The organism is Janthinobacterium lividum (assembly GCF_011601275.1).
Classification (GTDB): Bacteria; Pseudomonadota; Gammaproteobacteria; order Burkholderiales; family Burkholderiaceae_D; genus Janthinobacterium; species Janthinobacterium lividum_E.
Genome location: NZ_JAAOLY010000002.1, coordinates 215,890 through 230,390, shown reverse-complemented (window position 1 = coordinate 230,390; position 14,501 = coordinate 215,890). Strand labels below are relative to the sequence as shown.

Annotated in this window: 10 protein-coding genes and 2 pseudogenes; 3 read left to right on the top strand and 9 right to left on the bottom strand. The window is 62.2% G+C overall.

Annotated features, from left to right (window positions below):
- Positions 1–58 precede the first annotated feature (58 nt).
- Positions 59–1,738, top strand: coding sequence for an AMP-binding protein (locus tag GYK42_RS03800; RefSeq protein WP_166446404.1), 1,680 nt, complete (start codon positions 59–61; stop codon positions 1,736–1,738).
- Between the two features lie 75 nt (positions 1,739–1,813).
- Here the strand turns inward: GYK42_RS03800 and GYK42_RS29720 are convergent.
- The 9 genes and pseudogenes from GYK42_RS29720 to hutC form a co-directional block, all read right to left on the bottom strand.
- A pseudogene (locus GYK42_RS29720) lies at positions 1,814–1,933 on the bottom strand (PEP-CTERM sorting domain-containing protein); the annotation flags it as partial.
- 51 nt (positions 1,934–1,984) lie between these two features.
- Positions 1,985–2,794 (bottom strand): annotated as a pseudogene (locus tag GYK42_RS03795) (choice-of-anchor A family protein); the annotation flags it as partial.
- Between the two features lie 198 nt (positions 2,795–2,992).
- Positions 2,993–4,717 (bottom strand): ArnT family glycosyltransferase, encoded by a 1,725-nt coding sequence (locus tag GYK42_RS03790; RefSeq protein ID WP_166446403.1) that lies wholly within the window; start codon positions 4,715–4,717, stop codon positions 2,993–2,995.
- A gap of 152 nt (positions 4,718–4,869) precedes the next feature.
- Entirely contained in the window at positions 4,870–5,139 is a 270-nt protein-coding gene (locus tag GYK42_RS03785) for a type B 50S ribosomal protein L31 (protein WP_034746247.1), read from the bottom strand.
- A gap of 418 nt (positions 5,140–5,557) precedes the next feature.
- Positions 5,558–6,820 carry a transcription termination factor Rho gene (rho, locus tag GYK42_RS03780; RefSeq protein WP_010401543.1) on the bottom strand — a complete coding sequence of 421 codons (1,263 nt, stop codon included), beginning with the start codon at positions 6,818–6,820 and terminating at the stop codon, positions 5,558–5,560.
- Positions 6,821–6,976: 156 nt separating this feature from the next.
- A complete protein-coding gene (gene trxA, locus GYK42_RS03775; protein WP_034780502.1) occupies positions 6,977–7,303 on the bottom strand; it encodes a thioredoxin TrxA in 327 nt (108 codons plus the stop codon).
- Positions 7,304–7,617: 314 nt separating this feature from the next.
- Positions 7,618–8,076 carry a response regulator gene (locus GYK42_RS03770; RefSeq protein ID WP_166446402.1) on the bottom strand — a complete coding sequence of 153 codons (459 nt, stop codon included), beginning with the start codon at positions 8,074–8,076 and terminating at the stop codon, positions 7,618–7,620.
- A gap of 70 nt (positions 8,077–8,146) precedes the next feature.
- Positions 8,147–11,479 (bottom strand): PAS domain-containing hybrid sensor histidine kinase/response regulator, encoded by a 3,333-nt coding sequence (locus GYK42_RS03765; protein WP_166446401.1) that lies wholly within the window; start codon positions 11,477–11,479, stop codon positions 8,147–8,149.
- Positions 11,480–11,810: 331 nt separating this feature from the next.
- Entirely contained in the window at positions 11,811–12,530 is a 720-nt protein-coding gene (hutC, locus tag GYK42_RS03760) for a histidine utilization repressor (protein WP_046684347.1), read from the bottom strand.
- A 179-nt stretch (positions 12,531–12,709) separates the two neighbouring features.
- On the opposite strand from hutC, the gene ada reads away from it, so the two are divergent.
- Entirely contained in the window at positions 12,710–13,765 is a 1,056-nt protein-coding gene (gene ada, locus GYK42_RS03755; RefSeq protein WP_058048197.1) for a bifunctional DNA-binding transcriptional regulator/O6-methylguanine-DNA methyltransferase Ada, read from the top strand.
- Positions 13,762–14,451, top strand: a complete 690-nt coding sequence (locus GYK42_RS03750; RefSeq protein WP_166446400.1) for a 2OG-Fe(II) oxygenase — start codon at positions 13,762–13,764, stop codon at positions 14,449–14,451. The genes ada and GYK42_RS03750 overlap by 4 nt, the downstream gene beginning before the upstream one ends.
- The last annotated feature ends 50 nt before the right edge of the window (positions 14,452–14,501 follow it).

The window sequence follows — 14,501 nt, the reverse complement described above, 5'->3', positions numbered from 1 at the left end:
ATTTTCTGCATCGAAGACGATAACAAGAGCGCGCCGCGCCACCCACCCCGGAGACAGCATGCAAGCAATGAGTTATGTACATGGCGCCCACGAGACGCCGTTGATCGGCGACACCATCGGCGCCTACCTGGACGGCATTGCCGCCCGCTACGGCCAGCACGACGCCCTGATCGTGGCGCACCAGAACGTGCGCTGGACGTATCTGGAGTTCCAGCAGCGCGTGCACCGCCTGGCCGCCGGCTTGCTGAAACTGGGCTTGCAGCCGGGCGACCGGGTCGGCATCTGGTCGCAGAACTGCGCCGAATGGGTGCTGACGCAGTTTGCCACGGCGAAAGCTGGCTTGATCATGGTCAACATCAATCCGGCATACCGGCGCTCGGAACTCGAATACGTGCTCGACAAGGTGCAGTGCAGCGCGCTGATCCTGTCGCCCAGCTTCAAGTCCAGCGACTACCTGGCCATCGTGCAGGACGTGGTGCCGGAAATCGCCCGTTCGCGCGTCGGCGCCCTGCAATCGCCGCGCCTGCCGCAATTGCGCCACGTCATCCGTCTGGGCACGGCCGCCACGCCGGGCATGCACAACTTTGACACCCTGATGGACGGCATCATGGATGCCGACCTGGCGCACTTGGAAGAAGTGAGCGCTGGCTTGCAGTTTGACGACGCCGTCAACATTCAGTTCACGTCCGGCACCACGGGCGCGCCGAAAGGCGCCACCTTGACGCACCACAATATCCTGAACAACGGCTTTTTCATCGGTGTAGCCATGCGCCTCACCGAACGGGACCGCCTATGCATTCCCGTGCCCCTGTACCACTGCTTCGGCATGGTGCTGGGCAACCTGGCTTGCGTCACGCATGGCGCGGCGATGGTGTTTCCCGGCGAAGGGTTTGATCCGAAAGCCGTGCTGGAAACCGTGCAGGCCGAGCGCTGCACGGGGCTGCATGGCGTGCCGACCATGTTCATCGCCATCCTCGACCATCCCGACTTCAAGCAATACGATCTGTCGAATTTGCGCACCGGCATCATGGCCGGCTCGCCCTGCCCGATGGAAGTCATGACGCGGGTCATCGAGCTGATGCACATGGCGGAAATCACGATTGCCTATGGCATGACGGAAACGTCGCCCGTCAGTTTCCAGACATCGATCGAGGACCCGCGCGAAATGCGCGTGTCGTCCATCGGCAGGGTCCACCCGCACCTGGAAGTGAAAATCATCGATGCGGAAGGGCGCATCGTGCCGCGCGGCGAGAAGGGTGAGTTGCTCACGCGTGGCTATTCCGTGATGCAGGGCTACTGGGGCGACCCTGAAAAAACCAGCGAAGCCATCGACGCGGCGCGCTGGATGCACACGGGCGACTTGGCCGTGATCGATGACAACGGCTTTTGCAGCATCGTCGGCCGCTCGAAGGACATGGTGATACGCGGCGGTGAAAACATTTACCCGCGCGAAGTGGAGGAATTCCTGTATCGCCACCCGAGCGTGCTCGACGTGCAATGCGTGGGCGTGCCGGACGCCAAGTATGGCGAAGAGCTGTGCGCCTGCATCATTCTGCGTCCAGGCACGCAGGCCACCAGCGACGATATCCGCGCCTTTTGCGACGGGCAGATCGCCTACTACAAGATTCCCCGCTACGTGCGTTTCGTCGAGGAATTCCCCATGACGGTGACGGGCAAGATCCAGAAATATGTATTGCGCAAGCAGGTGGCGACGGATCTAGGTTTGAGCACGGAGTAAGATTTTCGCCAGCCCATAAAAAAACACCGGGACGCTCGCGCGGCCCGGTGTTTTTTTATGGATTCAGCGTAAAGCTCAGGCCATCGCGGCTTGCGGTGCGCGCGCTGGCGTGCGGCGGCGCATGAACGCCAGCAAGCCCAGGCCGGCCAGCAGCATGGCGTAGGTGCCTGGTTCCGGCACGGCCGACACGTTGACCGTGTTGAAGCCGGCGCCGTTCATCGCGACGTGGCCATAATTGATCGAGCTGACCGAATTGGCGATCAGGGTGCCGTTCATGTCGCCCGAACCCGAGAACGCGCTGTTCGGCGCCAGGATGCTGCCGTTGATGCCGACGTTCTGCAGGTTGGTGGTGGTGGCGTTGGCGAAGTTGAACAGCGTGCGGTTGGCGAAGCTGGCGAAATTGTCGAAGCCGCCGCTCATGGTGATGTTGCTGGCCGTGCCGTTGATGATGATGCTGGCCGTGCTTTTCAGCGAGGACAGGTCCAGGGTCAGGTTATGCAGGTTCGACGCATCGATGTTGAAAATATTCACGTCGGCGTTGACATTGCCCACCAGGGTCATGTTGCCGTACTGCGAGATGACGGTACCGTTCGATTGCAGCTTGGCCACGTCGCCCGACAGGGTCGTCAATTGCTGCTTGGCGCCCGCGAAGTCCAGGGTGGAAGCGTTGCCTTTGCTGATGTTGTTTGTTGGGAACCATTGTGGCGCCGTCAAGGTGGCGTTAGGGTTGCTGACGCCGTACACGGCCGAACCGCCGAGCGTGCCCCAGCCCGTGTTCAGGTTACCGCCAGCAACGACCGAATTGACGGCGTTACCTGGTTTTTTGTTCGTGCCGACGTTGTAGTTGTCGAGGTAGATATTGCCGCCAGCGGCGATGCTGCCGCCGACGCTGGTAAAGCCGCTGGCGCCGCTGCTGCCGATGTTGCCGAAGATGAAGGCCGAGTAGCCATTGGCGACGCCGAGGTCAACCACGGTGGCCTGGGCCGAAGCGCTGAAGGAGAAAGCGAACAGGGCGGCGCTGATCAGCGGCAAGGTGCGGGTAGCAAATAATTTCATGGACAATCTCATAGTAAATTGGGGGACGAATAGGGCGGGAAAGCAAGACACCGCCATCGCGCAGTCCGCTATTATAATATAAAAAGCAATGTTAGTTCAATTTAGGTAATTAACTATATTTTAAGGCAACACTTTTCCTGTGGGTCGCAATTGTCTGGCGGACATAAAAAAACCGGGGCTGGCCCGGTTTTTTTGTACTTATTTGACGCGCTGATACAGGCGGAAACGCTCCACGTCATCCGTGGGGCGGCGTCCTTCCCACAGTTTGATCCAGTCCGCGCCGTGGTGCTCGGGCAGTTGTTCCTTGCTGTCTGGAACCTTGATGCTGTCTTGCAACAAGAACACATCGCATTGCTGCTGCCCCACGCTGGCAAACGGCAGGTGGCCGAAATAGGCGAACGAGGCGCGCTGGGCGGCGCCGACGTTGCTGTTGATGCACTTGCTGCCTGGCGGCAGGTGGACTGAAATCTGGTGCGCCACGCTGGCGTAGCTCTTGCTGTAGTTCAGCGGCGGCAGGAACAAGGTCATGATCAGCACCCAGATCAGGATCAGGCCGCCGGATGACAGCACCACGGCGCGCCACAGCACGGCCGGCTGGCGCGAGATGCGCCAGTGCACCAGCGCCACCCAGCCAGCGCTGGCGCAGGCGGCCACGAAGAAAGCGAGCAAGTCCAGCTCGGGCTTGAAGCCGGGCATCAGTTTCAGGGCGTTATGCGACAGTTTCGGCGGCCAGCCCGTCAGGATGGCAAACCAGAACAGCCACAGCGCGAGGGCGCAGATGGTCAGCACCATCACGGAGAACCAGTCGATGGCGTTGATGGCGCCTCGTTTCATGGTCAGCAAGCCGAACGCGGCCATCACTGCCAGCGGCGGCAGCAGGGGCAGCAGCTGGCTCGGGTCGGGATCGGGATGGCATAGGCCCAGGATGGCCAGCATGGCGACAAAGGTCAGCGGCACGACGATGTGCAGCACGTGGTGCTGACGGCGCCAGGCGTACACGGCCCAGGCAGCGAACGGCCAGGCGGGCCAGAAGAACCAGATGCCGACACGCAAGAAGTATTGCAGGCTTTTCAGGCTCGGGGCGCTGAACTGGCGGCAATTCCACTCCATCCATGCCTGCAGCGGCGAGTGGCCGTACGGACGCAGCCATTCGCCCGGCAGCAGCCAGACGAGGGTCAGCGCGATGCCGATCACGATGGCCAGCGCCAGGTGGCGCACGCTGCGCAGCAGCGGCAGGCGCAGGAAGACGGTGCACAGCAGCAAGGCGATGCTCAGCGCCGCCGGGGTGATCCAGCCGCGCGCGAGGGTCAAACCGCCCAGCGCCAGGCCCAGCAACGCTGCATTGCGCACGGACGGGCCTTCCACGTAGCGCACGGCGCGGTACAGCAGATAGGCCATCAGGGACACGTACAGCGCTTCGGCCGTGATGTCGTGGCTGTGCTGCAGCAGGCCCAGGCAGCCCAGATAGATGAGCACGGCGGCATCGGCCAGGGTGCGACCGAAGTCGTCCGGTTCGGGCTGGCCGCCGAAGGCCAGGCGCAGCGGCTGGGCGTCGTTGCGGCGGCCCAGGTTGAAGGCGGTATACCAGACGGACAGTGTGCTGACGACGAAGATGCCGATGGTCGACATGCGCGCGCCGAAGACGTCGCCGTCGATCCAGCCGAACAGCTTGATGAAGATGGCGCCCAGCCAGAAGGCCAGCGGGCCCTCGTCGGGCAGCGACAGGCCGGCGATATTGGGCCACAGCCAGTCGTTCAGGCCGCCATGCGCCATGGTCCACATGATGCCGAAACTGGCGGCGTCATCGTTCTTCCACGGTTCGCGGCCGATCAGGCCAGGCAGGATGTACAGCAGGCCGAGCGCAAACAAGGCCCATCGTGGCAGCGCGAGTGTGGCGGCGGCGGGAAGGCGGACTGGCTTCATCGATAATCGGTATCAGAATAGTGGCAAGACGCGACGAATGGCGTCGGGTATGCGCGAGTATAAAGTAAAGCGGCCAAAGACAAAAAAGGCAGCCGTGGCTGCCTTTTCTCTGGGAGCCGAAGCTGCCCTTTTTTGCCGCAATGCGGCAAAAATTAGCCTGCTGCGACTGCGGTTTTCGAACCAACCGAACCGAACTTCTGACGGAACTTCTCGACGCGACCAGCGGTATCGACGATTTTGTGCTTGCCCGTGAAGAATGGGTGCGATTCAGCCGAAACCTCGATCTTCACCAGTGGGTATTCTTTACCGTCATGGGTGATTTTTTCGCGGGTTTGGATGGTCGAGCGGGTAACGAATTTGAAATCGCACGACAGATCGTGGAAAACAACTTCGCGGTATTCTGGATGGGTATCGACTTTCATGGTCTTCTCTCTAGTTTGGTAGCCAAACAGCACTTCGTCGGTCGTCTTGCTTCTTGACCCGATTGCCGATCACTTGCCAGGGTTAAAATAATGCAACCGCAGATTATATAGCGCTTTCGGGCTGGCGGCAATAAAAAAGCCGCTCGAAAGCGGCTTTGCATGATCGCGAGTGGCCGGCGTGGCGCAACGTAGGTCGGATTAGCGCGCAAGCGCGTAATCCGACAACACCACCGCCTGCGCCAACAATGTTGTCGGATTACGGCCCTGCTGGCCTAATCCGACCTACGTCTTTGGTGGCAGCATGTTGCCGCCGGTGAGGGAGAAACCGTAGCGAGCAGGCCGCAGTTGCGATCAAGTAGAGCAACCGTACAAAAGTACGGTGAGCAACGGAAATCGCAAACGTGGCCGCGCAGTAGGTTTATCCCCCCCGGCGCATCATGTCGAAGAACTCAGCGTTGTTTTTGGTCGCTTTCATCTTGTCGAGAATGAACTCCATCGCCTCGATCTCGTCCATCGAGTACAGCAACTTGCGCAGGATCCAGATTTTTTGCAGTTCGTTCGGCTTGATCAGCAGTTCTTCGCGGCGGGTACCCGATTTGTTCAGGTTGATTGCCGGGTAGACGCGTTTTTCGGCCAGACGGCGTTCCAGATGTACTTCCATGTTGCCGGTACCCTTGAATTCTTCAAAGATCACGTCATCCATGCGCGAACCCGTTTCGATCAGCGCCGTGGCGATGATGGTCAGCGAGCCGCCTTCTTCGATATTGCGCGCGGCGCCGAAGAAGCGTTTTGGACGTTGCAGCGCGTTCGCGTCGACACCACCGGTCAGGACCTTGCCCGAGGCAGGGATGACGGTGTTGTAGGCGCGCGCCAGACGGGTGATCGAGTCGAGCAGGATGACCACGTCTTTTTTCATTTCGACCAGGCGCTTGGCTTTTTCCAGCACCATTTCGGCCACTTGCACGTGGCGCGTGGCCGGCTCGTCGAAGGTCGAGGCGACGACTTCGCCGCGCACGGAGCGTTGCATTTCGGTCACTTCTTCCGGACGTTCGTCGATCAGCAGCACGATCAGCGTGATATCCGGGTGATTTGCCGTGATCGCATGGGCGATGTGCTGCAGGATCACGGACTTGCCGGATTTCGGCGACGCCACCAGCAAGCCGCGCTGGCCTTTGCCGATCGGGGCGATCAGGTCGATGATGCGGCCGGTGATGTTTTCCTGGCCATTCATTTCACGTTCCAGGCGCAGCGGCTCGTTCGGGTGCAGCGGCGTCAGGTTTTCAAACAGGATGCGGTGCTTCGAGGCTTCCGGCGATTCGCCGTTGACCTTGTCGACTTTGACCAATGCGAAATAGCGTTCGCCATCTTTCGGGGTCCGTACCTCGCCTTCGATCGAATCGCCGGTGTGCAGATTGAAGCGGCGGATTTGCGAAGGGGAGATGTAAATGTCGTCGGTGGACGCCATGTAGCTGGCGTCGGGCGAGCGCAGGAAGCCGAAGCCGTCAGGCAGCACTTCCAGGGCGCCGTCGCCAAAAATCTGTTCGCCGGACTTGGCGCGTTTCTTCAGGATAGCGAACATCAGCTCCTGTTTGCGCAAGCGGGCCGCGTTGTCAATGTCAAGACCGATCGCCATCTCAAGCAGGGCGGATACGTGTAGGGCCTTTAGTTCGGATAAATGCATATGTGTTGAGTGTCCCGAGACGGGATGTAAAGGTAGGGGAGGGGACTGCGTGGCGTTGATTAATTATTGGGGAAGGCTGTGCACGAATGAGGGCAAAGCCGCTTCCCGGTCTATCCAGTCAGGCGGCGCTGCGGGCGCAGCGCTGCCCATCATACATTAAATGTTGCTGTCGACGAAAGCGGTCAACTGGCCCTTGGCCATGGCGCCCACTTTTTGAGCAGCTGCAACGCCATCCTTGAACAGGATCAGGGTCGGGATGCCGCGGATGCCGAACTTGGCAGGCACTGCCTGGTTGGCGTCCACGTCCATCTTGGCGATCTGGATGCGGCCGGCATATTCCTTGGCCACTTCTTCGAGGATCGGGGCGATGGCCTTGCAGGGACCGCACCATTCCGCCCAGAAGTCGACCAGTACTGGCAACTCGGATTTCAGGACGTCTGCTTCAAAAGATGCATCGCTAATGTGTTTGATATTTTCGCTCATATTTTCCTCAAATGAGGGTGGGATCAATAATGCCTGGAATTAACCATACGCTGGTTCGCCATCCATGCTTCCTGGAATGCAATGAGAAGATGGGGACAATGGGCACGAATTCAATGTTCTTGGAAGGTGCGACCAGAGGTATGCAGGCGGGGATGGCTGAAATAATAACCCATTTTTTCAAAGCGTGGCGATTATTGCAGAAAAACTTGAGGCATATCGCCAGCATATCGCTCCTGCAGGTGCCGGCAGGGCGCCAAAGCCGCATGCCTGCTGGCCTGCAGCGCCGTGCCCGCCCCTCCTGCCTGGTCCTGAGATCAGGCTTGCGCGCTGGCCTGACGCGCCGTGTGCTGCAATTGCAAGTTCACCATCAGCTGCAATTCCGCGCTTTCCATCGGCTTGCGGAAGGTGCCCAATATATGCAGGCCGTTGGCCATGGCCAGGCGCTCGGCAGCCAGGCGCACGGCTGAATGCAGGCCCGACAGCAGGACCACGCCACCGCGGAAGCCGTTTTCAGCCGCCATGCGCAAGAATTCGATGCCGTCGATGTCGGGCATGGACAGGTCGCAGATCAGCAGGTCCGGCTGGTGCTGCTTCAGGGTCGACAGCGCCTGTTCGCTGTGCGACTCGCAGCGGATGTCGAACGGGCCCATTTGCTCGAGCATGTCGCTGAGCACGTCGAGCATGAAAACGTCGTCGTCCAGCAGCAGCACGCGCAACGGCGCCAGGCCTGCTTCATTGTGTTCCTGGTTTGTTTGGTTGGATACAGTATTCATCGTTCAGTCTTTCTGTTGATATGCATCGCTGTCGATGCCGATACCTTGCCATAGCATAATTTGGCGGTAGCTAATCGTCATTGGCAAAGCTGGTGTTATTCATGATTTGTTCGGTAATCTGTTCCAGCAGGGGCCACAGGCGCGCGACGATGTGCCGTGCCCGCTCCGCCTCGTCGGCCGGTTCGCCCGGCGGCAGGGTTTCCAGGTTGTGGCACAGCTCGGCCAGTCCCAGGGCACCCACGGTGCGCGCCGACGACTTGATGCGGTGCCCCAGTTCGCGCACCTGGTGCACGTCGCCGCGCGCCAGGGCCGCATCGATGTCGCCGAAGCCATCCTGCGTGGTCTGCAGGAACTTGAAGGCGAACTTGCGCACTTTCTCCGGGTTGTAGCCCAGCAACTTGGCCAGGATCGACAGGTCGATCACTTGCGGATCGCCCGCCAGGGTGGTCTTGAAGGCGGGCGCGGCGCGGCTGCGCGCCGGTGGCGGCGGCGTCTCGCGCGCCGGCAGCCAGCTGGCGATGGTCTGGTACATCATGGCCGGCTGGATGGGCTTGGAAATGAAATCGTCCATGCCCGCGTCCAGGCAGCGCACGCGATCTTCGCTGGTGGCCGTGGCTGTCATGGCCAGCACGCGCAAGTGCGCCAGCTGCGGGTCGGCGCGGATGTGGCGCGTTGCTTGCAAGCCATCCATCAGCGGCATCTGCACGTCCATCAGCACGCAGTCGAACTGGGTCTGGCGCAGCAAATCGAGCGCTTCCTCGCCATTGTTGGCCAGGCAGACGGAGGCGCCCGCTTCTTCCAGCAATTCCAGCGCCACTTGCTGGTTGAACGTATTGTCTTCCACCAGGAGGATGCGCGCATGCTTGAGCGTGCGCATCACCAGGGCCGCGTCGGCGCTGGCGCGCATGGCCGCCGCCGTTTGCACCATGCTGTCGAGCATGGCCGGTGCGGCCTGGTCGGAAATGCCCAGGTTGGCCGTGAACCAGAAGGTGCTGCCGGCGCCGGGCTGGCTGTCGACGCCCACGTCGCCGCCCATCAGCTGCGCCAGCTGCTTGCAGATGGCCAGGCCCAGGCCCGTGCCGCCATATTCGCGCGTGGTGGACGTGTCCGCTTGCTGGAAAGATTGGAAGAGCTTGCTCATTTCATCCTGCGACAGGCCGATGCCGTGGTCGCACACTTCAAAGCGCACCAGGCAGTGCTTGGCGTCCGCCACCACCTTGCCCACTTTCACGGTAATGCTGCCCTGTTCGCTGAACTTGATGGCGTTATTGGCGTAGTTGATCAGCACCTGCCCCAGGCGCAGCGGGTCGCCCACGAGCACGGCCGGCAATTGCGGGTCGATTTCAAACAGCAATTCCAGGTTCTTGCCGGCGGCGCGCGGCGCCACCACCGTCATCAGGGTTTGCACCACGTGGTCGAAGCTGAAGTTGACGCGCTCGATTTCCAGCTTGCCCGCCTCGATTTTCGAGATGTCGAGAATATCGTCGATGATGCCCAGCAAGTGTTCTCCGGCAAAACGGATTTTTTCCAGGTAATCGCGCTGGCGCGGTTCCAGATCCGTCTTGAGCGCCAGGTACGCCATGCCGATCACGCCATTCATCGGCGTGCGGATTTCATGGCTCATGTTGGCCAGGAACTGGCCCTTTGCCAGGCTCGCTTCTTCGGCCACCTGCTTGGCCTGGTCCAGCTGCTCCGTACGCTGCGCCACGCGCTCTTCCAGATGTTCATTGAGTTCGCGCAGAGCGCTCTCGCTGCGCTTGTGATACGTGATGTCGGTCAGGCTGGCCACCACCATGCCCACCTTGCCGTACTCATCGCGGATGGCTTCCGTATTTACGGACAGCCACGACAGGCTGCCGTCGGGCTGCTGCACGCCCATCAGCACGTCGCGCATGGCGACACCCGTCGACAGGGTGATGTGCACGGGATGGCTGCGCTGGTCGAAGGGGGAACCGTCTTCGTGGATGGCTTGCCACAGGCTGCGGTTGGACTGACTGGCCGGACTGGCCGCCAGCATGCGCTCGGCGGCGGCGTTGCTTTCCAGGATGTGGCCGTGGCTGTCCTGCACCACCAGGCCGTTCGTCACGGCGCCGAACACGGACGCCATGCGCTGGCTCGAGTTCGACAGCGCGATCGACGCCTGGCGACGCTCCGTGATGTCGGTGATCATCGCCAGGGTGCCGCCCGGCTCGCCATTGTCCGACTGGATGCTGGTGCTCGACAGCAAGCCCCACAGGCTGGACTGGTCCTTGCGGAAGAAGCGGAAATCGACCTGGTCCGGCTGGCTGGCGAAGCTGCCGTGGCTGGCCAGGCGGCGCTGCATCAGCAGCTGGCTGTCGCGGTCCATGAAGTCGAGCAGGGGACGGCCCAGCATTTCCTGCACCGTGTAGCCGAGCATGTGCGCCATCTTCGGATTGACGAAGGTGGTCTTGCCGTCCGCATCCGTCATCCAGATGCCTTCGGCCGCCGTCTGCACGATCAGGCGGTAGCGTTCGGAACTGGCGTGCAGCGCTTCCTCGGCGCGTTGCCGCTGCGTCATGTCGCGCAGCGAGACGATGGAAAACACCTGGCCGGCCATGCGTAGCGGCGATAAGCTGACCTTGGCGGGGAAGTGCGTGCCGTCGCGGCGGCGCGCCATCATCACCCGGCCCGGCAGGCTGTGCCGCCCTTGCGGGTCGCCTGCGGATTGGCCGGCCGTGCTTTCCGGCACCAATTGCTCCAGCGACATGCCCGTCAATTCGGCCAGCGGATAGCCGAAGCAGCGCGCGCCGATCTGGTTGGCATAATGCACCTTGCCCTCGACGTCGGCCACCAGCATGGCTTCCGGCGCCGCTTCCAGCATCGAGCGCATGCGCGATTGCTCGTCCTGCTTGCGTTCGCTGATATCGCAGATGATGCCGCTGGCCTGCGTGGCGGCGCCATCCGAGGCGCGTGTCAGCACGGCGCCGCGCGCCAGCAGCCAGCGCCAGTGGCCATCGCTGTGGCGTAATCGGAATTCGCAATTGAAGGTGCCGGGCGCCTGGCCATCCAGATGCTGGTGAAATGCCAGACTCAGGCGCGCGCGGTCATCGCGGTGCACTTCGGCCAGCCAGTCGCCCAGGGCATGCTCGAGTTTGGCGCTCTTGTCGCCTAGCACGTCCTGGTACTGGGGCGCGAACTGCAGCCGTCCGGACTGGCGCCGCCAGGTCCAGCCAGCCAAGGCCGCGCCGCGCAAGGCTTGCCCGGCATCCTGTTCCGCCAGGGCGTGCGCGGGCAGGAGCAGGCGGTGCAATCGTTGCCGCAGCCGCCAGGCTTGCCAGCAAGCCAGTCCCGCCAGGGCCGTGGCGCTGGCGGCTGCGTACGGCCACAGCAGTGTTGGCGCCATGCCGTGTACCGCCGCCTGCACCGGCAGCGAAAGCGCCATGCCTGCCGCCAGCATCGTATGAGCGAGCCGGTGCAGCGCAGGGCGCCGAAGGCGTGATGCGCTGAAACTCGTGTGGCTGCAATACGACAAATGCATCCCTTTCTGGGGCATGATGGAACTGGTCTGACAGTGCATGATGCGCGCTCAAATAAACGCCTGCGGCGCTTTCTGGCGGCAACTATAGCATCGAATATTTGCTCACAGTAGTTAAGTTCTGAAACAGCCAAAACGGGATTTTTTTTACCCCTGAATGGCTATTTTTTTCGCGATTTGGTGAGAATTCGTGAGAAATTTGGCGCGAAATCGTGCTAGCGAATCGCGATGTCTGACCTCAAGTAAAACTTCCCGCGAACTGATAGCGGTGCCCGGGATGCCACATGGTGGCGATCGAGGCGATCTTGCCGCCCGAGCGCGTCTGGCGGCGCAGCACCAGGCACGCCTGTTTCGTGTCGATGGCCAGCATTTCGGCGATGTCGCGCGGCGCCGACAGCGCCTCGATGCTGTAGGTGGCGCCTTGCAGGGGCGCGGCGGCCATCAGGTATTCGTTCGGCGTGATGCTGGAAAAATCCTGCGTCATGTAGTCGGGCGCGCACTCGGGATTGACCCAGCGGTCTTCCACCTGGATCGGCACGCCGTTTTCAAAATGCACGATCAGCGAGTGGAACAGCGGGTGCTCGGGCGGCAGGCCGAATTGCTTGGCCAGCAAGTCGGATGCCTTGGTGCGTTCCAGCAATTGCAAGCTGCTGCGGTGGATATGTCCGCGTGCCCGCACTTCATCGGCGATACTCTTGATTTCCAGCAGTGTCGCCTGGTATTTTTGCTGCGCCACATAGGTGCCGGAACCCTGGCGACGGGTCAGCACCTGTTCGCTGGTCAGTTCGCGCACGGCGCGGTTGACCGTCATGCGCGAGACGCCGAATTGTTTCACCAGTGCTTGCTCGGATGGAATCACGTCGCCTTCCTTCCAGCGTCCGGCGGCGATGCCGGCCAGCAAAAAATCCTTGATGCGCTGGAAAATGGGCGTATTTTCTTGTGTATTGTGATCGTCCAATGCGGTTTCTCCGAGGCGCGGGCAGGGCGCGCCGCCGGCTGGAGGCGCGATGGCCGATTTTAGCACCGAGCACGATGCCTGCCGCCAGCCTTTTTGAATTCAAAAGCAAGCGCCGGAGTGTGGCGCGCGCCGGTGCTGGCTATGCTGGTGACTTACTATTGACTTGCACGGAGTTCGCCATGGAACACGCTTACCTGACTGACGATGAACGCTGGGATGCCCTGCAGCGGCGCGCGCCCGATGCCGACGGCGTCTTTTATTATTCGGTGCGCACGACGGGCGTGTATTGCCGGCCTTCCTGCGCCGCGCGTCCCGCCTTGCGCCGCAACGTGGCTTTCCACGCCACGTGCGAGCAGGCGGAGGCGGCCGGCTTTCGCCCCTGCCTGCGCTGCAAGCCGAACCTGCCGCCACTGGCCCAGCGCCAGGCGGCCATCGTGGCCGACATTTGCCGGCTGATCGACGCCAGCGACGAGCTGCCCGACCTGGATAGCCTGGCACAGGCGGCCGGCATGAGCCGCTTTCACTTCCACCGCGTTTTCAAGGCGCACACGGGCATCACGCCGAAAGCGTACGCGGCGGCGCGGCGCGGCGAGCGCCTGAAAGCCGGCTTGCAGGGCGAAGCGAACGTCACGGAAACCTTGTATGCGGCCGGCTTCAATTCCAGCGGCCGCCTGTATGCGGCCACGCCCGGTTTGCTGGGCATGACGCCGGGCGCGTTTCGCGCCGGCGGCAGCGGCGCCGTGATCCGCTTTGCCATCGGCGCCTGCTCGCTGGGCGCCATCCTCGTGGCCAGCACGGACAAGGGCATCTGCGCCATCCTCATCGATGACGACCCGGAAGTGCTGCTGCGCGACTTGCAGGACCGTTTTCCGCAAGCCGAGCTGCGCGGTGCGGAAGCCGACTATGAACAGACGGTGGCGCAAGTCGTCGGCCTGGTCGAGGCGCCGGGCCTGGGACTGGACTTGCCGCTCGACGTGCGCGGCACCGTGTTCCAGCAGCGCGTCTGGCAAGCCTTGCGCGAGATTCCCGCCGGCAGCACGGTCAGCTATGCCGAGCTGGCCCGCCGCATCGGTGCCCCGCAAGGCGCGCGCGCCGTGGCCGGTGCCTGCGCCGCGAATGCGCTGGCCGTCGCCATTCCCTGCCACCGGGTGGTGCGCAACGATGGCGCCTTGTCCGGCTACCGCTGGGGCGTGGAGCGCAAGCAGGCATTGCTGGAACGCGAGGGCGAACGGTGAGGGCGCTCGATTGGCGGCAGATCGAGGATGAGCTGAATGCGCATGGTTGCGCCGTCGTGCCGGGCTTGCTCAATCCTGCGCAGTGCGCGGCGCTGGCGGCGCAGTACGACGATGCGTCGCGCTTTCGCAGCAAGGTGGTGATGCAGCGTCATGGTTTTGGGCAGGGCGAATATCAGTATTGGGCGCATCCGCTGCCGGATGTGGTGGCGGCCTTGCGCACGAGCTTGTATTCCCCCTTGGCGGTCATTGCCAACCGCTGGCACGCCAGCATGGGTATCGAGACGCGCTTTCCGTCCAGTCACGCCGATTTCCTCGCGCGCTGCCATGCGGCCGGGCAAACCCGGCCCACGCCCTTGCTCTTGCGCTACCGCGAAGGCGATTACAACTGCCTGCACCAGGACCTGTATGGCGAGCACGTGTTTCCGCTGCAGCTGGCCGTGCTGTTGTCGCGCCCGCAAGACGATTTCACGGGCGGCGAGTTCGTGCTGACGGAGCAGCGCCCGCGCATGCAGTCGCGCGCCGAGGTCGTACCGCTGGCGCAGGGCGACGCCGTCCTCTTTCCCGTCGCGCTGCGTCCCGTGAATGGCACGCGCGGCAGTTACCGCGTGAACATGCGCCACGGCGTGTCGCGCCTGCGCTCGGGCTTGCGTCACACCCTGGGCATCATTTTCCATGATGCGAGCTGAACGCTAGCTGCAGCGCTTGAGTTTCCAGGATTACATGGCATGATGGCTAC

What these genes read in the sequence shown, in the direction of transcription:
- GYK42_RS03800 (WP_166446404.1), top strand. Translation starts at nt 59, where the DNA reads ATGCAAGCAATGAGTTATGTACATGGCGCCCACGAGACGCCGTTGATC.
- GYK42_RS03790 (WP_166446403.1), bottom strand. Translation starts at nt 4,717, where the DNA reads ATGAAGCCAGTCCGCCTTCCCGCCGCCGCCACACTCGCGCTGCCACGA.
- GYK42_RS03785 (WP_034746247.1), bottom strand. Translation starts at nt 5,139, where the DNA reads ATGAAAGTCGATACCCATCCAGAATACCGCGAAGTTGTTTTCCACGAT.
- rho (WP_010401543.1), bottom strand. Translation starts at nt 6,820, where the DNA reads ATGCATTTATCCGAACTAAAGGCCCTACACGTATCCGCCCTGCTTGAG.
- trxA (WP_034780502.1), bottom strand. Translation starts at nt 7,303, where the DNA reads ATGAGCGAAAATATCAAACACATTAGCGATGCATCTTTTGAAGCAGAC.
- GYK42_RS03770 (WP_166446402.1), bottom strand. Translation starts at nt 8,076, where the DNA reads ATGAATACTGTATCCAACCAAACAAACCAGGAACACAATGAAGCAGGC.
- GYK42_RS03765 (WP_166446401.1), bottom strand. Translation starts at nt 11,479, where the DNA reads ATGGCGCTTTCGCTGCCGGTGCAGGCGGCGGTACACGGCATGGCGCCA.
- ada (WP_058048197.1), top strand. Translation starts at nt 12,710, where the DNA reads ATGGAACACGCTTACCTGACTGACGATGAACGCTGGGATGCCCTGCAG.